The 21,783-nt window shown below is 39.9% G+C and carries 18 protein-coding genes; 6 read left to right on the plus strand and 12 right to left on the minus strand.

The features are described 5' to 3' along the window. Nucleotides 1–15: 15 nt before the first annotated feature. Entirely contained in the window at nucleotides 16–852 is an 837-nt protein-coding gene (locus tag AC0N32_RS11580; protein WP_476394017.1) for a class I SAM-dependent methyltransferase, read from the plus strand. Here AC0N32_RS11580 and AC0N32_RS11585 read toward each other — a convergent pair. Together AC0N32_RS11585 and AC0N32_RS11590 are read right to left on the minus strand one after the other, a co-directional pair. Continuing rightward, complete coding sequence (locus tag AC0N32_RS11585; protein WP_476394018.1) at nucleotides 849–1,601, minus strand: polysaccharide deacetylase family protein; 753 nt, start codon at nucleotides 1,599–1,601, stop codon at nucleotides 849–851. The genes AC0N32_RS11580 and AC0N32_RS11585 overlap by 4 nt on opposite strands. A gap of 85 nt (nucleotides 1,602–1,686) precedes the next feature. Continuing rightward, nucleotides 1,687–2,652 (minus strand): NAD-dependent epimerase/dehydratase family protein, encoded by a 966-nt coding sequence (locus AC0N32_RS11590; protein WP_476394019.1) that lies wholly within the window; start codon nucleotides 2,650–2,652, stop codon nucleotides 1,687–1,689. A gap of 88 nt (nucleotides 2,653–2,740) precedes the next feature. On the opposite strand from AC0N32_RS11590, the gene ggt reads away from it, so the two are divergent. Then, nucleotides 2,741–4,426: a gamma-glutamyltransferase gene (ggt, locus tag AC0N32_RS11595; protein ID WP_476394020.1), complete on the plus strand. Its 1,686-nt coding sequence runs from the start codon at nucleotides 2,741–2,743 to the stop codon at nucleotides 4,424–4,426. A 116-nt stretch (nucleotides 4,427–4,542) separates the two neighbouring features. Further along, the gene (locus tag AC0N32_RS11600) at nucleotides 4,543–5,823 is read left to right on the plus strand and encodes a dicarboxylate/amino acid:cation symporter (RefSeq protein ID WP_476394021.1); all 1,281 of its coding nucleotides are present in this window, start codon (nucleotides 4,543–4,545) and stop codon (nucleotides 5,821–5,823) included. Between the two features lie 930 nt (nucleotides 5,824–6,753). Here the strand turns inward: AC0N32_RS11600 and AC0N32_RS11605 are convergent. The 6 genes from AC0N32_RS11605 to gyrB all read right to left on the minus strand — a co-directional run bounded on the left by AC0N32_RS11605 (nucleotide 6,754) and on the right by gyrB (nucleotide 15,270). Then, nucleotides 6,754–7,644, minus strand: coding sequence for a diacylglycerol/lipid kinase family protein (locus AC0N32_RS11605; RefSeq protein ID WP_476394022.1), 891 nt, complete (start codon nucleotides 7,642–7,644; stop codon nucleotides 6,754–6,756). Between the two features lie 5 nt (nucleotides 7,645–7,649). Then, nucleotides 7,650–8,462 (minus strand): hypothetical protein, encoded by an 813-nt coding sequence (locus AC0N32_RS11610; protein ID WP_476394023.1) that lies wholly within the window; start codon nucleotides 8,460–8,462, stop codon nucleotides 7,650–7,652. Nucleotides 8,463–8,479: 17 nt separating this feature from the next. After that, nucleotides 8,480–9,310 (minus strand): RsiV family protein, encoded by an 831-nt coding sequence (locus AC0N32_RS11615; RefSeq protein WP_476394024.1) that lies wholly within the window; start codon nucleotides 9,308–9,310, stop codon nucleotides 8,480–8,482. A gap of 79 nt (nucleotides 9,311–9,389) precedes the next feature. Next, nucleotides 9,390–11,318 (minus strand): transglutaminase domain-containing protein, encoded by a 1,929-nt coding sequence (locus AC0N32_RS11620; protein WP_476394025.1) that lies wholly within the window; start codon nucleotides 11,316–11,318, stop codon nucleotides 9,390–9,392. Nucleotide 11,319: 1 nt separating this feature from the next. Then, nucleotides 11,320–13,212, minus strand: coding sequence for a DUF3857 domain-containing protein (locus tag AC0N32_RS11625; protein WP_476394026.1), 1,893 nt, complete (start codon nucleotides 13,210–13,212; stop codon nucleotides 11,320–11,322). Nucleotides 13,213–13,335: 123 nt separating this feature from the next. Next, on the minus strand, nucleotides 13,336–15,270 hold the full coding sequence (gene gyrB / locus AC0N32_RS11630; RefSeq protein WP_476394027.1) for a DNA topoisomerase (ATP-hydrolyzing) subunit B: 1,935 nt from the start codon (nucleotides 15,268–15,270) through the stop codon (nucleotides 13,336–13,338). A 231-nt stretch (nucleotides 15,271–15,501) separates the two neighbouring features. Here gyrB and AC0N32_RS11635 point away from each other — a divergent pair, with 231 nt between their 5' ends. The 3 genes from AC0N32_RS11635 to AC0N32_RS11645 are packed head-to-tail and all read left to right on the plus strand — an operon-like array spanning nucleotide 15,502 to nucleotide 18,366. Continuing rightward, nucleotides 15,502–16,845, plus strand: coding sequence for a cytochrome ubiquinol oxidase subunit I (locus AC0N32_RS11635; protein ID WP_476394028.1), 1,344 nt, complete (start codon nucleotides 15,502–15,504; stop codon nucleotides 16,843–16,845). Beyond that, nucleotides 16,842–17,846, plus strand: a complete 1,005-nt coding sequence (locus AC0N32_RS11640) for a cytochrome d ubiquinol oxidase subunit II (RefSeq protein WP_476394029.1) — start codon at nucleotides 16,842–16,844, stop codon at nucleotides 17,844–17,846. The genes AC0N32_RS11635 and AC0N32_RS11640 overlap by 4 nt, the downstream gene beginning before the upstream one ends. A 16-nt stretch (nucleotides 17,847–17,862) precedes the next feature. Beyond that, nucleotides 17,863–18,366, plus strand: coding sequence for a ClbS/DfsB family four-helix bundle protein (locus tag AC0N32_RS11645; RefSeq protein ID WP_476394030.1), 504 nt, complete (start codon nucleotides 17,863–17,865; stop codon nucleotides 18,364–18,366). A gap of 27 nt (nucleotides 18,367–18,393) precedes the next feature. Here AC0N32_RS11645 and AC0N32_RS11650 read toward each other — a convergent pair whose 3' ends face one another. The 4 genes from AC0N32_RS11650 to AC0N32_RS11665 all read right to left on the minus strand — a co-directional run bounded on the left by AC0N32_RS11650 (nucleotide 18,394) and on the right by AC0N32_RS11665 (nucleotide 21,783). Continuing rightward, nucleotides 18,394–19,212, minus strand: a complete 819-nt coding sequence (locus AC0N32_RS11650; protein ID WP_476394031.1) for an OmpA family protein — start codon at nucleotides 19,210–19,212, stop codon at nucleotides 18,394–18,396. 114 nt (nucleotides 19,213–19,326) lie between these two features. Then, nucleotides 19,327–21,027, minus strand: a complete 1,701-nt coding sequence (gene lysS, locus AC0N32_RS11655) for a lysine--tRNA ligase (RefSeq protein WP_476394032.1) — start codon at nucleotides 21,025–21,027, stop codon at nucleotides 19,327–19,329. Between the two features lie 154 nt (nucleotides 21,028–21,181). Further along, the gene (locus AC0N32_RS11660) at nucleotides 21,182–21,559 is read right to left on the minus strand and encodes a c-type cytochrome (protein WP_476394033.1); all 378 of its coding nucleotides are present in this window, start codon (nucleotides 21,557–21,559) and stop codon (nucleotides 21,182–21,184) included. Next, entirely contained in the window at nucleotides 21,559–21,783 is a 225-nt protein-coding gene (locus AC0N32_RS11665) for a hypothetical protein (RefSeq protein ID WP_476394034.1), read from the minus strand. The genes AC0N32_RS11660 and AC0N32_RS11665 overlap by 1 nt, the downstream gene beginning before the upstream one ends.

The following is a 21,783-nucleotide window of genomic DNA, read 5'->3' on the forward strand; positions in this document are numbered from 1 at the left end:
TCAAATAATCAGCAAATGAAGGATACCGGCGAGAGACACATCATACCTCATCATTTTACAAACAAATCTGAACTATATCTGCATTTCATGCACATTGCCACCTACGAATACGCTAAAAAGTTTGTAGGAGATAAAAAAGTCTTAGACTACGGATGCGGGTCCGGGTATGGCTCACACATGCTTTCCGAGACTGCCGCAAGCGTTACAGGGGTTGACATCAGCAAGGAAGCAGTTGATTTTGCAGACCGTGAATACAAATCCGGTAATCTGAATTTCAAAACAATTGCCGAACTGGGAAATGAAAAATTTGATATCATCACCTCTTTTCAGGTCATTGAACACGTTCCGGATGATAAAAAATATACCGCCAAACTGAAGCAGCTCTTAAATCCCGGCGGATTACTGATTATTTCAACTCCCGATAAAAAGCACCGGCTTTTTAATTACATCCAGCAGCCGTGGAATATTTTCCACCTGAAGGAATATACCCCGGAAAGCTTAGAAAAGCTTCTTAAAAAGTATTTTACGAAGGTAGAAATTTTAAAGATAGGTTCAGATTCGGATCTGATCCATGAAGAGATCACAAGAACAAGAAAGCAGAGACTAGCTCTATTGCCTTCTACTTTAATTATCTATCCTCATTTCTTAAAAGTCTTTCTTTTAAATCTACAGAAAAAGGCATTTGACCTTGTAAAGAAAATCAGAAACAGAAACAATAAGCAAAGTCAATCGCAGCACAACACTTCCCCTGATCTGGCAGGTAAATATTCGCACGAAGACATCGTATTCGACAAAGAAATGTCTTATTCTACAGATCTCCTTGCCATCTGTAAAAATGAAGAACAGATTTAAAATATATAATCTTTCATCCGGGAAGTTGCCATTTCTTTTTCGTTGATCCAGCTAAGGAGGGCATCCAGTTTGTCCTCCATTTTTTTGCCTGAATTCAGCCTTCTGAAAAAAGGAACATCAAAATGGTATTTCCTGAAATCGGTAAATTGCCACGAATTAAGATAAATCAAAACAAAATCGTCTTTTTTAAGAGTCTCAAAAACCATATTCTGGTAATAGCTTACAGGCAGAATCTGAAATGTAAAATCATTATAAGGAAGCTGGCTGTACGGGGAGATGCTTTCCGGAACAATACTCAACCCATCCTCTTCTACAATTTCAGTATCTCTTTTCAGACGTTTGAAAGGGAAAAGAATATCAGCATTGTCAATATTTGAAACATAATTAAATTCCATCAGCTTCAGATCAGAAAGAGGAATTTTCACGTCTTTCTGTCGGATTCCTTTGATCGGTTTTACCAGAAAATCCTGAATACCCTTCTTCACATTTTCAATTTCTTCCTGAGTGGAATCTTGATTATAAAAAGCAATTTCATGCCCTTTGGATGAAATTGCTTTTAGTAAATCGTGCAGCTTTTCAGCGATGGAAACCTCTACAAAAAAGCTTGCTTTTATATCGTGGATATCTAAAATCCTGAGGACAGCCCTGGTGTTATCAGCGGTAATTTTAAGCCTTTCAACATCAGAAACATGGGCATCTTTTTTACATAAAGCTTCGATAGTGATGATGTTAAAAGTCAATAATACCATATAAACTTAATTTTAGATAAAATTTATAATAATTTGAAAATCAGATGTTAACAATACTTTTATTTAAAGTAAATTTAAACTAACCTTAATGCTTACCCAACTTTACTTTAAGGTTCTTAATCATGTCCCTGGTCATCTCCGAAATTCCAAATTCATACGATAAGCCCCAGTCTTTTTTCGCTACGGAATCATCAATTGAGGCAGGCCACGAGTCTGCAATCTGCTGTCTGAAATCCGGTTTGTAATTGATCTCAAAAGCCGGCATTTCTTTTTTGATTTCTTCGGCAAGTTCTTTTGGGGTAAAAGACATCCCTCCCAGATTATAAGAAGAACGAACGGTTAAACTTTCTTTCGGAGCTTCCATTAATTTCAATGTTGCATTAATAGCATCATCCATATACAACATCGGCATTCCTGTATTTTCGGAAATGAAACTGGTATATTTTCCTTCTTCTATAGCTTCATAAAAAATCTCTACGGCATAATCTGTTGTCCCTCCACCGGCAGGTGTTTTCCAGGAAATCAGTCCGGGATACCTGATGCTTCTTACATCTACCCCATGCTTATCAAAATAATACTCGCACCACTTCTCTCCTGCCATCTTCGATATCCCGTAAACAGTCGTAGGATTCAATACTACATCCTGTCCTACGTTTTCTTTGGGAATCCCTTTTCCGAAAACAGCAATTGAGCTTGGCCAGAAAATCTTCCGGATAAGCCCTTCTTTTGCCATTTCACAAAACTGAAGAAGAGGCTCAAGATTAAGCTTCCAGGCAAAAATCGGCTGCTTTTCAGAAGTTCCGGACAATAACGAAGCCAGGTGATAAACCGTTGTGATTTCATAATCTTTTACGACCTGTCTTACCAGCTGCGTATTGGTAACATCCATTCTTTCGTAATGTCCTGCAGAGGTGATTCCTTTCTGCCATCTGTCGAGGCCCGAAGCCACTACATTGTCAGCTCCATGAATTTCGACAAGTCTGTTGGTAAGCTCGGTGCCGATCTGTCCTAGTGCACCGGTAATAAGAATTCTTTCCGTGTGGGATTCCATTTTGATTTTTATTAGTTGATGAAAGCAAAAGTAAATATTTTAAAGCCTATCTTAAAACAAAAATGTAAATTGGATTAAAAATTTGCAAATGAAAAACATTTTTATTTTATTTATTGCGTTTACTTCCACACTTTCAGCACAATATACCGATTTCAATACGGTAAAGGAAGTTAAAGTGAGGAGTAAAGGGGTTGTTGTTTCTGCCCATCCGCTGGCCAGTGAAGCAGGTGCCGGCATACTCAGATTGGGAGGCAACGCTTATGATGCCGTGATCGCGACACAATATGCACTTGCCGTCGTTTATCCTCAGGCCGGAAATATCGGAGGTGGCGGATTTTTAGTAGGCGTTAAAAACAACGGTGAAAAATTTACGCTTGATTACCGGGAAACAGCTCCCGGAAAAGCGACTCACGACATGTACGTCGATAAAAACGGGAAAGCAGACACGAACCTCTCACAAAACGGCAGACTGGCCGTGGGAGTTCCCGGAAGTGTGGCAGGTTTCTTTGCAACGTTAAAGTACTGCCGACTCCCAATGGATAAGCTGATTCAGCCTGCGATCGATTTAGCAGAAAAAGGATTTGCCATAACCCGGCAGGAAGCAGAATTATTAAATGCCCATAAAGAATACTTCCAAAAGCATAATAAGGGTAATATGGCTTTCGTAAAGGATATTCCATGGAAGGCGGGCGATCTTCTTGTTCAGAAAGAGTTGGCCCAAACGTTAAAACTCATTCAAAAATACGGGCAGAAAGGTTTCTATGAAGGTAAAACCGCAGGACTCATTGTTTCTGAAATGAAAAAGGGAAACGGAATCATTAGTTTGGAAGATCTAAAAAACTACAAAGTTGCAGAAAGAAAAGCCCTGGAATTTGAATATAAGGGGAACCACATCGTTTCGATGCCTTTACCTTCAAGCGGTGGAATTTTACTTGCTCAGATGTTGAAAATGGCGGGTTATGAGAATCTGGAAAAATATCAGTTGAATTCTGCACAAGCGGTCCAGATTATGATGGAAGCCGAAAGAAGAGCGTATGCCGACAGAGCAGAATACATGGGCGACCCCGATTTTATTCAGGATAAAACGTCATACCTGATTTCTGACGAATATTTAAAAAACAGATGGAAAAGTTTCAGCTTTCAAAAAGCTACGGCGAGTGCAGAGGTCGGAAAAATCATTAAACAGACTGCAGAATCTACACAAACCACCCATATTTCAGTTATTGATAAAGAAGGAAATGCCGCTGCGGTCACCACCACTTTAAATGGTTTGTACGGAAGCAAGGTCGTAGTATCCGGAGCCGGCTTTTTCCTGAATAATGAAATGGATGATTTTTCCATAAAGCCAGGCGTTCCCAATATGTTCGGCGCTGTGGGCGGAGAGGCCAACGCTATCCAGCCTGACAAGAGGATGCTTTCTTCCATGACGCCGACGATCATGATGAAGGAAGGTAGACCCTACATGGTAGTAGGAACGCCGGGAGGTACTACAATTCCTACTTCGGTCTATCAGTCCATTGTGGATGTGGTCGATTTTAAACTAAATGCCAATATTGCGGTCAATTCCCCGAAATTCCATCACCAGTGGCTTCCGGAAATTGTCGCCTACGAAAATTGTTTTCCCGAAACGACCATCAGCGCGCTCGAAAAAAAAGGCTATAAAGCGGAACGCTGGAACCAGATCGGCAGAACGGAAATGATCCTGATCGATGACGACGGAAGCATTCATGCCGTAGCTGATGGCAGGGGTGACGATTCTGTGGCCGTAGAGTAATAATTTTAAATAATAAAGTTTTGGCAAAGGCTTTCGGCCTTTGTCTAAACTTTTACTGACTTTTATCATCCCGACTAACAAATTTTTCATAATTTTCGCCCTTTAAAACAATCTCATTGAAAGCAAAAAAACTTTATCAGCAGCTTTATTTCCAGGTGGTCGTAGCCATTCTGGCCGGTATTCTTTTAGGTAAATTCTACCCGGAACTCGGAGAAAAGATGAAACCTTTAGGCGACGGATTCATCAAGCTGGTAAAAATGATTATTGCCCCTGTGATCTTCATTACGCTTACTTTAGGGATCGCTCATATGACAGACCTTAAGAAAGTAGGAAGAATTGCCATTAAGGCCATGATCTACTTCTTGACCTTTTCCACGCTGGCCCTTATTATCGGACTGATTGTCGGAAACGTTTTACAGCCCGGCCACGGCCTCAATATAGATCCCTCCACTCTTTCGGGAGATGTTTCCCAATATCAGCAAAAAGCCCATGAATCTACCCTCACCGGTTTTATCATGAACATCATTCCCGAAACCCTTTTCAGCCCGCTTGTGGGAGAAAATATTCTTCAGGTACTGCTCGTTGCCATCTTAATGGGGGTTGCCCTGGTTTTAACAAAAGAAAAAAGCAGCAAGGTCACTGAATTTTTACAGGATCTCTCCACTCCGGTATTTAAAATCGTTCACATGCTGATGAAGCTTGCCCCCATAGGAGCTTTCGGGGCGATGGCCTTTACGATTGGGAAATACGGCCTGCATTCTGTTCTGAATCTCATTTTTCTGGTCGGAACTTTTTATATTACATCAGCCCTTTTTGTTGTTTTGGTGCTTGGAGCCGTTGCCTGGTACAACGGTTTTAATATTTTCAAACTGATGTATTTTCTGAAAGAGGAGCTGCTGCTGGTACTTGGAACCAGCTCTTCAGAATCTGCGCTTCCGGGAATTATGGAAAAACTTGAAAAAGCCGGATGCTCCAGAGCCATTGTAGGCCTTGTAGTGCCTACAGGATATTCTTTCAATCTGGACGGCACCAATATTTATATGACTTTAGCCTCGCTATTTATCGCCCAGGCCCTTAATATTCATCTTCCCATAGAGAAACAGATCATGCTTCTGCTTGTTGCCATGCTGAGCTCAAAAGGGGCAGCGGGCGTGACCGGAGCCGGTTTTGTAACATTGGCCGCCACTTTAGCCGTAGTTCCTGAAATTCCGATTGCGGGAATGACACTGATCCTGGGAATCGATAAATTCATGAGTGAATGCAGAGCCTTAACCAATGTCATCGGAAATTCCGTAGCAACGGTAGTCGTAGCCAACTGGGAAAAACAACTGGATAAGGAACAGCTCCGGTATTGTCTTGATCATCCGGATAAGGTGGAAAAAAAGCTGGAAATCTGAAAATTACCGGCATATATATCTTCGACTTTCTTTCACCAATAATCTTTCGAGAATCTTATTCAATATTCTTCATGATGGCTTAGACCCCGCTCAGGTCGCAGCTACCGAATACTCTCTGTCATTCCATAGGAATATCCGTACACCTTAAGACGCTGGAACACTCACACTCTAACACTCTTCTACCTTAACACAACTATCACACACTTTGTCATTCCGTAGGAATCTCGGCGTCGTTGAGCCTATTCCGATGGAAGATTCGGGCTTAGATCCCTACGGGATGACAAGGAAGCGTGATGACGTTAAATGGTGGCTGAGGCTACTCGAAGCCACCAATCCTTGCAGTGTAATGCGGGCCTTCGAGAACCTCAGGCCTACTTTTCGTCGTTCTGTAGAAATATTCATAATCATACACTTTAAAAATTCTTACTCCCACTCTCAAACCCAACGGTGGCTTCGGCTCCGCTCAGCCACCTCTCCCACAAAAAAAATCCGGCTGGGAAAGATTCCCAAAACCGGAGCATCATTATACTAGAAGGATTTGTCAGTTTATTTCAGTGAGGAATCATTTTCACTGACTAAAATGATTTCCCTGTCATAATTCCAGTAATTTATTCGTAACAGAAATTATTGTATTTAATAACAATGCGGTTGCCTGCTCCCTTGCAAGCATCTTGTGAGCCTCGTAGCAAGACCCTTGCTTGCGCCCTTGCAATCCTCTTGCTTGCACCGAAGCAATCCTCTTGTTCTTTTACAAAACAGTCAATGACTTATCTTGGGTAGCAGTTCTGAGCTCCTTCAAAAAATGACTACCTGAATAATAAGTACGCCAATGATATGTGCCCCGGCAGCCAATACCATGGATTATTATGCAGAACGAAAAAGAAATATAGGGACTAAATATTTTCGTTATCAGTTTTGGCCTAAAGGCTATTATATGAGAATATTTAAACTTGCCGGCTGAACTTTTACATGAACAGGTGATTTTATTTTATTGAACTCACCATCAATATGCCAGTTTTTTGTATTTACCTTAAACTCAATGTCGGAAACCGGAAGATAAGTGATATAGTTGTCATCTTTCAGTTTTTTGGTAAACATCCTAAAGGCAAAAAAGGGAGAATATGTGATCGGAAACTTTTTTACCAGAACCATATCTACCAGCCCGTCACTCTTACTGGCATGGGGAGCGATGTAAGCGTTGTTTCCGAACTGACGGGTATTGGCAATATTAACCATCAGATATTTGCCGTTGTACTGCTTGTACTGTTCATCAAGAAATTTAACCTTTTTAGGTTTAAAGCTGAAAAAAGTTTTTAAGGAAACTCTGATATAATTTTTGAAACCGCGGGATGTTTTTTCAAACTCCTTCACCACTTTCCCATCGAAACCGGTTCCTGAAACATTGATGGAAAGCCTTCCGTTAATGGTAAAAGTATCAATCTTCCTCGATTTTCGTGCTTTGAGTTTCTCGAGGAGCTCATCCAGATTTTTACTGAAATTGGTTTCGTTCGAAAATCCGTTTCCCGAGCCTGCCGGAAAGATGGCCAGCACTTTTTCCGTATTGATCAGGTTTTTTGCGACGGTGGAAATGGTGCCGTCACCGCCTATAGCCACGAAAATATCGACTTCACCAAAATGGTTCTGAATAAATTCATCGGTTCCCAGAATTGATTCTGATATGTAATACCGAGGATCTTTGATCTTTGTATTCAATTCATTGAGAAACGGCTGATAGTTTTTTTTGGCCGAAAAAGGATTGATGATGAAGGCAACTTTTTCCATTGATGCAAAAATAAAAAATGCTTCCAGATTAGAAAGCATTAAATTCAGTTAATTTTCATTCTGCGCGCAAATTCAGGTTTAATGTACCCGCTCAGGTCGTTCCATGAAACGGCAATGATAAGATCACCAATGTCGTCATTACGGATAATTTCGTTTGCATTATAGTGAAAATACAGATTGTAGTCATCAAAATAGAAATTCCGGCTCACCGGAAATGCGGCTGCGGAAATTGCGGCATAAGTCTGAGGATCATAGGTTTTGATCTGCTGCATGATGGTTGTCTTTTCAAGATTTACTTTCAGGGTGCGCTTTACCGTTTCTTCAGAAAGTGTGATCATATCGGAAAGTTGTAGCATTTTAAGATTTTTAAAATCAAATACTTTTTCTTTATAGGAATACCTGACTTTACTTTCTCCCGTAGACTCGCTGATATAATACTGTACGGAGACATAATTATTCCTGTTCATCCGGACATTCATAAAAGAGATGTACGACCACTGTTGCTGCTGTTTTAGATTCAGAAGTTGGGCTGTGTTTCTTAAACGGTTACTAATCTCGTTTTTGTCCTGCCTCAGATCGTTCTGAAGTCCGTTTCTGGAAAAGTCAGCCGATTTTTTTCCGGGATAAATCTCTTTCAAAAGCTGATCATTTTTCAGATTGGGAAACCATAAAAGTTTTGAGGAATAACGAAGCAAAACCGAATCGGAGATCTTCACTGTATCTTCTTCTATTACGTAATCTACAGGAGTTCTCCCGAAATTTTGTTCGGTTTTTTTCTTATCATTTCCCAGTTCTTTGCACGAGAAAATTACCAGAAAAAAAGCGGATGCCCATATGAAGTACCATTTTCTCATCATTTGTGTCATTTGAAAGTTCAGTTGCTGATATTCATTCTTTTCTTAAATTCAGGATTGATGGTCCCTTTCAGTTCCTCCCATGATACAGGAATAGTGATATCTCCCGCAGCAAAAGCGGCGATTTCGTAAGGACTATAATGGAAGTACAGGTTCTTTTCATCAAAATAGAAATTTTCGGTAGCCGGAATTGTTTCTACCAGAAGCATTTCGGAATTATTTACCTTCCCTTCGCTGTCGGTGGTTCCGCTGTTTATTTTGTTGATATTTTTCATGAGTATCGATTCCAACTTGGCTTTGGGTAAAGAGGTAATATCTTTGAGCTCTATTTTTTTATTATTTTTTAAATCAAAAACCCTTTCTGAAAACCCGTAATTATCGTGTGCCCCACCTTCGTAAGAACCCCAGGTATACTCAATATGCATATAATCATTGACTTTTGATTTGAGGTTCATCCCCATATCCGAATACCATTGCTGGGAGAAACTGATGTCAGAAATCCAGTCTTTCGCATCTTTCCTGATATTATTGAAATACTCATCCTTATTTTTTTCAAGGAGTGCCTGAAGGCCGCTCTTCGAGAAATCCTGGATATTTTTGTCCCCGAAATAAATGCTGTCTAAAAGATTCTTGCTTTTAATGCCGGGAAACACTAACATCTTGGAGGAATATTTAACGATTAATGAATCGCTGAGCTTTATAGAATCACTCACTTTTACAGAATCTACGGTGAATGTATTGCTCTGAACGGAATCAATCTTAACACTACCAACGGAGTTGTTTTCTGTCTTTTTACAGGCTGAGACCGCAAAGAGCGCTGAAAGAGCCAGAACGGCGATCGTATTTTTCATAATTCTAATTTCCTACGTACATGCAAAAACCATTCAAAAAATGAATGGTTTTAAACTTATTTCGAAATTTTCCCTGTTTTTATTTTTTCACCAAGCTGATGACCTGATTCTCATGCTTGGAGGCCACGCCCCAAATCTGTTTGAATGCAGGATAATATTCCTTTGGATAGGTTGGGCTCGATACTTTTGTTGTGGTAGTCACTTCAATGGTATTTCCCTTTTGTGCAGCAACATAGCTGTATTCAATTTCCTTATCCTCCGTAACGATCTTTTTGTTCTTTGGCATTTCTTCGATGGTGTAACCTTCCGGAATTTCAAGAACGATCTTTTTTACCCTCGTAAATGGTGAGGTGAAATCGATCATAAATTTTCTTTCTTCCGCCTGATCAAATTCGTTGGAGTTTTTATTGAGAAACAGCATTGGGTTGATGATCATCTTTTTTCCGATCCTGTCGATCAGATTCTCTGAAGCAAACTTCATCGTACTTTCAAAATCTCCGTTTTCCGCAACCTTTGAATCGATATCCGTAAAATCAATGGAAAAATTGTCTTTGTACTGTTTCTTGTATTTATCGGCATTATCGTCATAGCTTTCTTTAGCAAACATCGCGTAAGTCCCGGTATCTTTATCTGAGTAATTCCCTGAAATACTTCCGTCTACATTGATTTTTCCCACTGCCGTAAGATACGTGTAACTCATTTTGGCATTGCTGAGGGAAAGCTGCTGGACCTTATCTTTGGAGATGAGGATCCCGAACTGATTCCAGTCTCTTGGTGGCAACTGATCGATGGAAGACTGCTTCGCTGTGGCATCAAACAGATGGAATCCGTCTTTTGTCTGGATGGCTACAATGACGAAATTCATGTTTGAAACGTTGGGAGACGCAATATTGATAAGGCCGTTACTTACGGTTGAAATGGTAAGAGGATCTGCCTTAAGACCTGCTTCACGAAGCATCATCACCAGAAAAAGATTGATTTCTGCCGCATTTCCGGTTTTGGTTTCAAGCATTTTTTTAATGCCTTCATCTGCATAAATTCCTCTGTCATTGTTCCAGGTAAAGGTATTTTTCACATAATTGAATACTGCATTGGCCCTTTCTACTTCGTCGGAGATTCCCGAGATATTGGCCGGCATATTTTCCTTAGCTAACCTCGTTTTTTTCAATTCGCCACCAAAATCGTCGTTTTCATATAAACGTTCCTTTATTTGTTCCCATGATGAAGAATACAGCTTCAGTTCCCGATAATTGGTAGAATGCAGCTCGGCACTTATTTTTGTTCTGTAGTTCCTGTCATTATTAACGAATTTTTCGGTTTTAAAACCTTTCACATTTTCGTATCCGAATCTGTATGTTCTGTAGTTTATTCCATACATCATTCTCTCATCGATTTCACGGAATTTCGGGTTTAGAAATCCTGTATAGTTTACGTTATATGAAATATTGGTAGGGCTGTCTAAAACATATTCCGTGTACAGCGACGGAGTATCGGTTTCAATGAGGATCTCCGGTATAATAAAAAGGAACGGAGATGTAACTTCGTATTGATACTCAATGACAGAACCGCTTTTAACGTTAGGAAAAGCAAATTTGGTAATCGTCACATACTTGCTTTCTTTACTTTTGTATTTGGAACTTTTATCAACCTTTGTCGCTACGGAAGCTCCGTTTTCAAGGTTATAGGTAAAAGCTTTCATTTTAGATAGTGTTTCCTGAGTGCTTCCGTTCTGATAAAGCGGGATTTCCAGATTCAGCCAGTCTTCAGCTTTATCTTTATCGTAAATTTTAACTCTGTAAAATGCTGACTTTATAAGGTTTCCCGAATTATAATCAATATTGAAGTGTAAAGATTTATATAAAATCTCTGCAGGCGCATTTTCGTCAAGTGCCGATTTTTGCTTTTGCAGGTCTGCGTCGTTAAATTTTGGAGGATCGAGAAATTTGTGCTTCTGAGCATCTAAAAAAAGACTCAAAGAGCAAAAAGCGATGAATAATATTTTTTTCATGTTAAACTTTAGATATTAAAATTTTTGAGTTATCGATATTTATAGTTTTTTTTCTGAAATTAACGTAATCGTTATATTTTTCTTTAGGATAGAGCCCTTTGTTGATTTTAATCATTCTTTTCACTTTCAGACCTTCTCCGTTTTTCACAAAATTTAAAGTATAAGTTCCGAATTCTGAATTGAGAACAACATTTTCAGGAAGCTCTTCGATCTTATAATTCTGCGGAATCGTAAAGTCGATTTCATAATCATCTTCAAACGATTGTCTCAGCTCAAAAGGAAGCGTCCTGTTTTCTTCCGTTTTATAAACATTATCTGCATAAATAGGAACCGCTCTGAAAATCATGCTGCTCCCTGCATTTTTAGAATAATTATTGGCTTTAAAATCAATATCATACTTCGCAACTGCGCGATCCTTATCATTAAGGAAATTTTTCATTTCAACCTTTTCGAAATGTAAAATACCTAACATATTTTTCACCGTTTCATTGCGCTCTTTCGGCGACAGAGACGTAAGAAAAAGATTGTTGTCGTACTGAACTCCCGTGTAAGAAAAGTTACCTTCACCCGTGATGCTATTGTCTTCGTTTACTTTAATTTTAAGCAACTGGTTTTCTTTACTTTGCTCGGCAGGATATGAAGGCGTATCCATAACTTCAATCCCGTCTTTTTTTACCACCAGAACATTCCTGTCTGTCGTAGTGTATCCCAAATGATTAAAGGCAATCTGTTGTGATGTATTCTCGAGCCAGATATTTCCCTTATCGGTCGGAACCATTAAAATAATATGATTACCACCCATTTTCGGGAAATCTTTATCAAACGAAACCGGTGAAGATTCTGAATTGATCTTGCAGTAATACGAAGGAATACCTGCCTCATCCAGCATCGTTTTCATGTAGGTGGATAAACCCTTACAGTCTCCATAGCCTTTTTTCTGAACCTCATCCGGAAGCATCGGCTGCCACCCTCCGATTCCCAGCGCTACGAAAATATAACGGGTCTTACTCTGCATGTACTGGTAGATCTTTTTCACCTTTTCTTCGGTGGTTCCCTGTAAATTTAATGAAGCAACCTCAGCTTTGATGGCAGGAGTGGATACAAAGACCGGTTCGAGGATATTGTGATAATACCAGGTTCCAAAATCTTTCCAGTCGTTAAGAGTTCCCTGTTTTCCTTCAAGATTAAATTTCTTTAAAGCAAAGCTTACTTTTGGTAAAATCCTTACCGGCTTGGGAAGCAAAACCGCATCATCAATAGCAGGAACATTTTTATAAGTATATGTTTTTTCACCGGCGGTTCCACTTTCCGTAACTGCAGTATAATTATAAGGTGAAGGATAAATTTTTGATTTCAGCTCTATTCCCGAAGTATTGATGATCTTCATCTGAGCCTCTTCCAATGATACCTTTGTAGAACTGAATGGTGTGAAATCCGGTAAAAAAACGGTATTCTCGTCACCAATCTGATAAGAAAACTCAACCGTATAAGGATATTGCGTCGGTGTGTAGGACAAAGCCATTACCCGGTTGTCCGAATAGAATGTTCCCTGGTTGTTGTTGGCAAAATCCCCGAAATCCGATTTGGAATAAGACTTTATTTTCTTTCCGCCTTCATCGTAAATATTGACTTTCACATCGGAAATACTGTTTCCTTTTTTGTAAGGAATGTATACCTGTGCATCCGAGTCTCCATCTTTATTGAGAACCGTTGTTACCGTATAAAGCTGATATTTAATATCATCTATTTTATTGATCTGAATGGTTGTGAAATCTTTTCTGATAACGGCATCAGCATTTTTCTTAAGATTTTCAGGAATGGCTGAAGCCGGGAAATTCTGTGCACAATACAGTGATGCTACAGAAAGGGCGCCGGTACAAAGTATTTTAATCATGGTTATTAAAATTTAGCAAAAATAATAAAATCTCTGCATGTCTTAAAATTAAATTTTATACATCAATGTGAAAACTAAAAAAGACCTCAGTGAATGAGGCCTTTGTATATTAGTAGCGGTTAATTATGCATCAATTTTTGCATATTTAGCATTCTTCTCAATAAACTCTCTTCTTGGTGGCACTTCATCACCCATCAGCATAGAGAAAACACTGTCTGCTTCTACAGCGTTGTCAATGGTTACCTGCTTAAGGATTCGGTGTTCAGGATTAAGGGTTGTTTCCCAAAGCTGCTCAGGATTCATTTCTCCAAGACCTTTGTAACGCTGTACCTCTACCCCTTTTCCGTCAGGTGACATTTCAAGGGTAAATTCTTCACGTTCTTTTTCGTTATAGGCATATACTTTTTTGTTACCTCTTTTCAATAAGTACAAAGGTGGCTGGGCAATATAAATGTATCCGTTTTCGATCAGCTCTTTCATATATCTGAAGAAGAAGGTAAGGATCAGCGTTGAGATGTGAGAGCCATCGATATCGGCATCGGTCATGATTACGATCTTATGATATCTGAGCTTCGCCATGTTAAGGGCTTTGCTATCCTCTTCAGTTCCTACGGAAACGCCAAGAGCGGTGTAGATATTTTTAATCTCTTCGTTATCATAAACTTTATGAAGCATCGATTTTTCCACGTTCAGGATCTTACCTCTCAACGGAAGAATAGCCTGGAAAAAACGGTCTCTTCCCTGCTTTGCCGTACCTCCTGCGGAATCTCCCTCTACAAGGAATATTTCAGATTCTGCCGGATCTTTTGAAGAACAGTCAGACAATTTCCCGGGAAGTCCTGAACCGCCCATTGGTGATTTTCTCTGAACCATTTCACGGGCTTTTTTCGCAGCCTGTCTTGCTTTTGCAGCTAAAACAACCTTTTGCACGATCTGTTTAGCTTCAGTCGGATTTTCTTCAAGGAAGTTGGTAAGCATTTCACCCACAATTTTATCAACAGCTCCTGAAACTTCAGAGTTCCCTAATTTTGTTTTCGTCTGCCCTTCAAACTGGGGTTCCATAACTTTTACGGAAATCACGGCTGTTAACCCTTCACGGAAGTCATCACCGGTTACTTCTACTTTTTCCTTCTGAGGAATCCCCAGATCATCGGCATATTTTTTAAGAGTCCTCGTTAAAGCACGTCTGAAACCTGCAAGGTGAGTTCCTCCTTCGTGGGTATTGATATTATTAACGTAAGAGTGAAGGTTTTCGGTAAACGAGGTATTGTAACGCATCGCCACTTCCACAGGGATATCATCTCTTTCGCCTTCCATGAAAATCACATTTTCCATGATGGATTCACGGTTTCCGTCGATGTAGGCTACAAACTCCTTCAAGCCGCCTTCAGAATGAAAAACTTCAGATCTGAAAGTACCGTCTTCAAGCTTTTCTCTTTCATCGGTTAATGTAATCGTGATTCCTTTGTTAAGATAAGAAAGCTCTCTTAAACGGCTTGCCAAAGTATCATAGTTGTAAACCAGCTCTGTAAATATAGAATCATCCGGCTGGAAAAACTGTTTTGTCCCTCGCTGGTCGCTATGTCCGATTTCTTCAACACCGGTCTGTGCTTTTCCTCTTGAATAAATCTGCTGGTATACATTTCCGTCTCTGTAAACGGTGGTTACCATTTCATTGGAAAGTGCGTTTACACACGACACCCCCACACCGTGAAGACCTCCGGAAACCTTATAAGAATCTTTATCGAACTTACCTCCGGCCCCGATTTTTGTCATTACAACCTCAAGAGCAGATTTTTGTTCTTTTTCATGGAAGTCTACCGGAATACCTCTACCATTATCGCTTACCTCGATTCCGTTTCCTTCTTTAATAGCAACGAAGATGGTATCGCAATACCCTGCCAAAGCCTCGTCAATAGAATTATCCACTACTTCATAAACCAAATGATGAAGGCCTCTTACCCCTACATCACCAATGTACATTGAAGGACGCATACGAACGTGTTCCATTCCTTCCAATGCCTGAATACTACTAGCTGTATATTGTTTCTGACTCATATAAAATATTAAAAATCCTGCTAAATGCAAAGACCCACAAATATCGTGATTTTTTTCGAGGTGTGAAAGTTAAAATATGTCAAAAACGTACTGATTTTTCCACAGAAAACGATATGATTTAAAGCTAAAAAATACAAAGTTAAGGTCTTTAGCGTGAATAAGAACTGTTGTAAATCATATTAAAAATAAGCAATTTATCCTTAAATTTATTTGCTTAAAAAGTTGATGTTTATGGACGATTTCCTTGCAGCCCGGGCCCAGATGGCGATGTCCCTCGGTTTTCATATCATTTTTTCGTGTGTCGGTATGGTGATGCCGTTCCTGATGGCTTTTGCCCACTGGAAATATTTAAAAACAAATAATGAAATTTACAAAGGGCTTACCAAAGCCTGGAGCAAAGGAGTAGCAATACTTTTTGCAACGGGAGCCGTTTCCGGAACAATGCTTTCTTTTGAGCTCGGACTTCTGTGGCCTCAGTTTATGAAACATGCCGGACCCATTTTCGGGATGCCTTTTTCCCTGGAAGGCACCGCTTTTTTTATTGAAGCCATTGCCATCGGTTTTTTTCTTTATGGCTGGGACCGATTCAATAAATGGTTTCACTGGTTTTGCGGATTTCTTGTAGGGCTCAGCGGACTGGCCTCCGGAATTCTGGTCGTTGCAGCCAACGCCTGGATGAATTCACCTGCCGGGTTCAATTATATTGACGGGCAGTATTTAAATATAGATCCCATTAAAGCAATGCTGAATGAAGCATGGTTTCCGCAGGCCCTCCATATGACGGTTGCTGCATTTTGCGCCACAGGATTTGCCGTTGCCGGAGTTCACGCCTACATGATCATGCGGAAAAAGAATGTTGAATTTCATACCAAAGCGTTTAAAATTGCCGCCGGCTTTGCGCTTATCGGAGCCTTTGGAGCCCCTTTAAGTGGCGACGTTGCCGCGAAATCCGTAGCGGAAAGGCAGCCGATAAAATTAGCCGCTATGGAGGCGCACTTTAAAACGGAAAAAGGAGCCGCTTTTGTTATCGGAGGCATTCCGGATGAGAAAAAAGGCGAAATAAAATATGCGATAAAAATCCCCAAATTACTGAGCTTTCTGGTCAGTAACGATTTTAATACAGAAGTGAAGGGATTAAATGATTTCCCAAGGGATGAATGGCCTCCGGTAACGGTTGTCCACTTTGCTTTTCAGATCATGATTTTCTTCGGAGTCGTAATGATTATCATAGGAATTATTTACTTATATGCCTTCTTTTTCAGGAAAAAATGGCTGGAAAAAAGATGGCTTCTGAAAACTTTTTTATTTGCCACACCTTTCGGATATATTGCCCTGGAGGCAGGCTGGACCGTCACAGAAGTGGGCCGGCAGCCATGGATCATCTACGGCATCATGAGAACGGTAGATGCAGTAACGCCGATGCCGGGAATACAATATTCTTTCTATTTCTTTACAGCCGTTTTCGTATCCCTGTCCTTCGTCATTGTTTTCCTTTTGACCCGACAGATAAAAATGGTTCCCAAGCTTTATGATCCTACCGATCCTCAGTTTAACCCTAAACAAAAGAAATTATGATCTACGTAGTTATAGGTTTTCTTTGGCTTTCCATCTGCCTGTATGTGATTTTGGGTGGAGCAGATTTTGGCGCCGGAATCGTAGAACTTTTTACGAAAAAGAAGAACCGTTCCAAAACGAAAGTCCTTATGTATGAATCTATTGCTCCCGTTTGGGAGGCCAACCACATGTGGCTGATCATTGCTATTGTTATTCTTTTTGTGGGATTCCCTGAAATTTATACGACGCTGTCGACTTATCTTCATATTCCTTTAGTATTGATGCTAATCGGAATTATTGCAAGAGGTACGGCTTTCACGTTCAGAAATTATGATGCCGTAAAAGATGAATGGCAAAATTTATATACCCAGATATTTTATTTTTCGAGCCTGTTTACCCCATTTTTCCTTGGATTAATTGCTGCTGCAACCATCTCACATTCAATCAATCCGGATGCGAAAGGCTTTTTAGAACTGTATATTTTCAGCTGGCTGAATTGGTTTGGTGTCGCTGTGGGACTTTTCACTATTGCGATCTGCGCGTATCTGGCTTCCGTTTTCGCCTTGAGGGAAACAGTAGACCGGGTTGAATTAAGTTTAATGATTAAAAAATCAAAACAGACAATGGTTTTTGTAGTGGTGACAGGCGCATTGGTTTTCCTGACCGCTTATCTTTCAGACATACCTTTGGTAATGTGGGTATTTTCAAAACCACTGGGAATTATGGCCACTGTTTTTGCAACGATCTGCCTTCTCTTAATTCTTCGTGCTATGAACAACAGGAAACTCCTTCCGGTGAGAGCATTAGCGGGATTTCAGGTCATTATGATTTTGGTTGCCGCCACCTATCAGCACAATCCGAATATCATTCTCTTTGGAAACGGGCAGCACCTTTCATTAATTGAACATGTCGCAGCTCCAAAAACAGTTTCCGCACTGGGATGGGCGCTGATCCTGGGATCTATTTTTATTTTACCATTTCTGTTTTATTTAATGGCTTCATTCAGCAAACTACGAAAGTAAATCAATAACTCATATTATGCGAAGCTACTCAGATAAAAAAGAGCTTATAGAATCGATTAAAAAAGCATATTTCCTTTATGATCATGAATTTGACGGGATTGAAGAGGCCGATAAGGATCTGCTGAAGGAAAATATCAATAAAACACCTTCACAGAATCTCTCTTATCAGATCGGATGGACAGGCTTGCTTTTAAGCTGGGAATCAGATGAATTAAAAGGGATTGACGTAAAAACCCCTGCTCCCGAATATAAATGGAACAACCTGGGAGCACTTTACAAATCTTTCTACCAATCGTATGGTATTTACAGCCTGAAAGAGCAGCGCGAGATATTATCCGGTCAGGTAAAAAAGATCCTCGAATGGATAGAAAACCTTGACGATGACATCCTCTTTCTTCCGGGAAGAAGAAAATGGGCCACGACGCCTGCCCAATGGCCTGTCTGGAAATGGATAGATATTAATACAGTGGCTCCTTTTAACAGCTTCAGATCCCAAATCAGAAAGTGGAAGAAAGTATAGAAGAAGGCTTATTTGAGTGATTATTAATCATTTTTTAAGCACAACAATTTCGACCCGCCTGTTCCTGACAAAATCTTCTTCTGTCCGTTCAGGATAAACCACAGGATTAAGATGCCCAAGTCCGCTAACTTTTATTCGATTTGGAGTTATTCCCTGTTTTTCGAGAAATTGCCGGATGGCATCTGCTCTGGTAAAGGAAAGATTAAATGTTTTCAGATCAAGATCTTCCCCGTCAAAATTATCATAATCACAGCAAATGTGTCCCTGCAATTCAACCACCAGCGACGGATTATTTTTCAGGATATCGGCAAGCTTTGCCAAAACTGCATTTCCTTTCGGAAGCCAGATGTGACGACCCCCGAAAAAATTCACATTCGGCAGCGAAAAGGTGTCCCTTACTTTCATGTCAGAAATTTTACGGCTGAAAAAGCTTGCAAATGTTTTCCCGGTTCTCACTTCTCCCTTTCTCATAACACGATCGATAAACAAATCTACCCTCCTGTTTTGTAAGCGTAACTCTTCCGTACTGTTATCATTGATCTGCTTTTCATTTCCCAGACCTGTTACGCTTTCGAGTTTAATATTATCTTTTATTTTTGTCTTTAAATAAGCAGCCACCGCGTGGGCCCGTTTTTCAGAGAGTATCTTATTATACTCATGGCTTCCGGAAATATCGCAATTCCCGAAAATCCTGATCTTCAGATCATTTTTTAATCCGGCTAAACTATCCAGTTTCCGTTGAGAATCTTTCGTAAGTTTGTCGCTGTCGTACCCGAAATAAACAGAAGTATGCATCTGCGCCTGAAAATTTACAGCGAAAAAAAACAGCAATACGAGAATTTTCATTTCATAGTTTTTAGTGAAAACGTAAAATCAGCGAAATTAGTCTCTTTTGTTAAAAAAGACTCCGGCGGAAGCTTTGCTTCCGCCGGAGTCTAAATTATATAAATTTAAATAAACTTAAACCAGTTTCATCAAAAGGTTTTCATCAATTTTTTCAACTTTCACTAAATTATTCTTGGTTAAAGTTTTAGAAGCTTTATCCCATTTTTTACCGGAAAGCTGGCTTCTTTCTTTTACTTCAGCTAAAGTGAACGGCTCTTCCTGAGAGTTTAAAATTTCCAGGATCACCTTTTCATCTTCTCCTAATTCGATCTGAGGAACTGCTTTTTCCGGCTTCATCTGCGGGAAGAACAATACTTCCTGAATAGAGGCATTGTTTGTTAAGAACATAATTAATCTGTCCATTCCGATTCCCAATCCTGAAGTTGGCGGCATTCCGTATTCCAGGGCTCTTAAGAAATCTTCGTCGATAAACTGACCGGCCTCATCATCTCCTTTTTCAGATAGTCTCAACTGATCTTCGAAACGTTCTCTCTGGTCAATAGGATCGTTCAGCTCAGAATAAGCATTTGCAATTTCTTTACCGCAAACCATCAGCTCGAAACGCTCTGTAAGTCCTTCTTTGCTTCTGTGTTTTTTGGTTAAAGGGGACATTTCAACAGGATAATCGGTAATGAAAGTCGGCTGAATGAAGTTTCCCTCACACTTTTCACCAAAAATCTCGTCAATTAATTTTCCTTTCCCCATCGTTGCGTTCACGTCAATTCCGATCGATTTGGCAAAGTCGAACAATTCCTGCTCTGTTTTTCCAGTGATATCAAAACCTGTAAATTTAAGAATGGCATCCGTCATTGAAATTCTTTGGTATGGCGCTTTGAAATCCACTTCATATTCTCCGAAAGTAGCTTTCGTTGTTCCGTTTACCTGAACGGCACAGAATTCAAGCAATTTTTCCGTGAAATCCATCATCCAGTTGTAGTCTTTGTAGGCCACATAGATTTCCATAGCAGTAAATTCCGGGTTATGCGTCCTGTCCATTCCTTCGTTTCTGAAGTTTTTGGAGAATTCATAAACACCATCGAAACCGCCTACGATCAGTCTCTTTAAATATAATTCGTTGGCAATCCTTAAATATAATGGAATATCCAAAGCATTATGATGGGTGATGAATGGCCTTGCAGCTGCTCCACCAGGGATCGACTGTAAGATCGGCGTTTCCACCTCAAAATATCCCGCATCATTAAAGAACGTCCTCATTGCATTGAATAATTTTGTTCTTTTAACGAAAACTTCCTTTACCTGAGGATTTACCGTTAAGTCTACATAACGCTGTCTGTATCTCATTTCAGGATCGTTAAATGCATCATGTACGACTCCGTTCTCATCGGTCTTTGCCTGCGGAAGAGGTCTTAATGATTTGGTAAGAAGGGTAAAATTCTTTACCAGAACTGTTTTCTCGCCCACCTGAGTGGTAAATAACTCACCTTCCACCCCGATAATATCACCAATATCCAGCAGATGTTTGTAGACTTCATTATACAGAGTTTTATCTTCACCGGTACAAATTTCATCCCTGTTGAAATAAACCTGAATTCTACCGGCAGAATCCTGCAACTCAGCGAAAGACGCTTTTCCCTGAATTCTTCTTGACATCAGTCTTCCTGCAATCTTAACCTGTTTATTATCAGCGAAATCCTGTTTTATAGATTCTGTAGTATCTGTGATTACATATTCATCTGCAGGGAACGCGTTGATCCCCATTTCAACAAGCTTGTTCAGCTTTTCTCTTCTGATAATTTCCTGTTCTGATAATTGCATTATTTCTAATATTTCAATAACGCGCAAAGATAAGGGTTTTTGACCTTAAAATTCAAAATTTATCTCAATTTACCGGAAAATAAGGTATTATCAGAACAAAAAAGCCGTTCCTCTATTTTGAGAAACAGCTTTTATTATTTTTAATATGGAAGAATTATTTTTTCTTCAAGGTTAAAATATATTCCACCATTTTTTTTGCTTCATCTTTTGAAACCTGAGGATGAGGAGACATGGGAACTCCGCCCCAAACTCCGCTTCCGCCTTCGATGATCTTTGAGGCAAGAAGCTCAAGATCTTTATCAGAATATTTATCTGCAATTTCCTGATAAGAGGGACCTATCATTCTTTCATTTGCTGCATGACATCCCGAACAGTCCAGACTTTCGATGATCTGATCTCCGGAAAGATTGCTCTTTGCAGATTCCGCAGACGCTTGTTTTTCGGAAGACGCCTGGTCGACAGGTACATTCTCTTTTTTAGAACAGGAAAACATCAGAAGCCCTAAAGCTCCTGCCAGAAACAGTTTTTTCATTATTTAGTAAGCGTATCCGCCTTTGCATCTTTTGCAGGAACTGATACAGCAGCATTTACATCAGCTTCCGGAGTATCTCTTGTTGTTGCGCTTGAGTCTACCACAGTTGGGGCATCCGGCTCAGGCAACATGGTATTGCTGTCTTGTAAATCATGATTCGGCTTCTTGGAACAGCTAGCCATTAATAAACCTCCGATAAATGCGATTGCTAATACTTTTTTCAT

This window comes from Chryseobacterium endophyticum (genome assembly GCF_056333165.1).

What these genes read in the sequence shown, in the direction of transcription:
- AC0N32_RS11585 (WP_476394018.1), bottom strand. Translation starts at nt 1,601, where the DNA reads ATGGTATTATTGACTTTTAACATCATCACTATCGAAGCTTTATGTAAA.
- AC0N32_RS11580 (WP_476394017.1), top strand. Translation starts at nt 16, where the DNA reads ATGAAGGATACCGGCGAGAGACACATCATACCTCATCATTTTACAAAC.
- ggt (WP_476394020.1), top strand. Translation starts at nt 2,741, where the DNA reads ATGAAAAACATTTTTATTTTATTTATTGCGTTTACTTCCACACTTTCA.
- AC0N32_RS11590 (WP_476394019.1), bottom strand. Translation starts at nt 2,652, where the DNA reads ATGGAATCCCACACGGAAAGAATTCTTATTACCGGTGCACTAGGACAG.
- gyrB (WP_476394027.1), bottom strand. Translation starts at nt 15,270, where the DNA reads ATGAGTCAGAAACAATATACAGCTAGTAGTATTCAGGCATTGGAAGGA.
- AC0N32_RS11645 (WP_476394030.1), top strand. Translation starts at nt 17,863, where the DNA reads ATGCGAAGCTACTCAGATAAAAAAGAGCTTATAGAATCGATTAAAAAA.
- AC0N32_RS11625 (WP_476394026.1), bottom strand. Translation starts at nt 13,212, where the DNA reads ATGATTAAAATACTTTGTACCGGCGCCCTTTCTGTAGCATCACTGTAT.
- lysS (WP_476394032.1), bottom strand. Translation starts at nt 21,027, where the DNA reads ATGCAATTATCAGAACAGGAAATTATCAGAAGAGAAAAGCTGAACAAG.
- AC0N32_RS11640 (WP_476394029.1), top strand. Translation starts at nt 16,842, where the DNA reads ATGATCTACGTAGTTATAGGTTTTCTTTGGCTTTCCATCTGCCTGTAT.
- AC0N32_RS11615 (WP_476394024.1), bottom strand. Translation starts at nt 9,310, where the DNA reads ATGAAAAATACGATCGCCGTTCTGGCTCTTTCAGCGCTCTTTGCGGTC.
- AC0N32_RS11610 (WP_476394023.1), bottom strand. Translation starts at nt 8,462, where the DNA reads ATGATGAGAAAATGGTACTTCATATGGGCATCCGCTTTTTTTCTGGTA.
- AC0N32_RS11650 (WP_476394031.1), bottom strand. Translation starts at nt 19,212, where the DNA reads ATGAAAATTCTCGTATTGCTGTTTTTTTTCGCTGTAAATTTTCAGGCG.
- AC0N32_RS11665 (WP_476394034.1), bottom strand. Translation starts at nt 21,783, where the DNA reads ATGAAAAAAGTATTAGCAATCGCATTTATCGGAGGTTTATTAATGGCT.
- AC0N32_RS11620 (WP_476394025.1), bottom strand. Translation starts at nt 11,318, where the DNA reads ATGAAAAAAATATTATTCATCGCTTTTTGCTCTTTGAGTCTTTTTTTA.
- AC0N32_RS11605 (WP_476394022.1), bottom strand. Translation starts at nt 7,644, where the DNA reads ATGCTTTCTAATCTGGAAGCATTTTTTATTTTTGCATCAATGGAAAAA.
- AC0N32_RS11635 (WP_476394028.1), top strand. Translation starts at nt 15,502, where the DNA reads ATGGACGATTTCCTTGCAGCCCGGGCCCAGATGGCGATGTCCCTCGGT.
- AC0N32_RS11660 (WP_476394033.1), bottom strand. Translation starts at nt 21,559, where the DNA reads ATGAAAAAACTGTTTCTGGCAGGAGCTTTAGGGCTTCTGATGTTTTCC.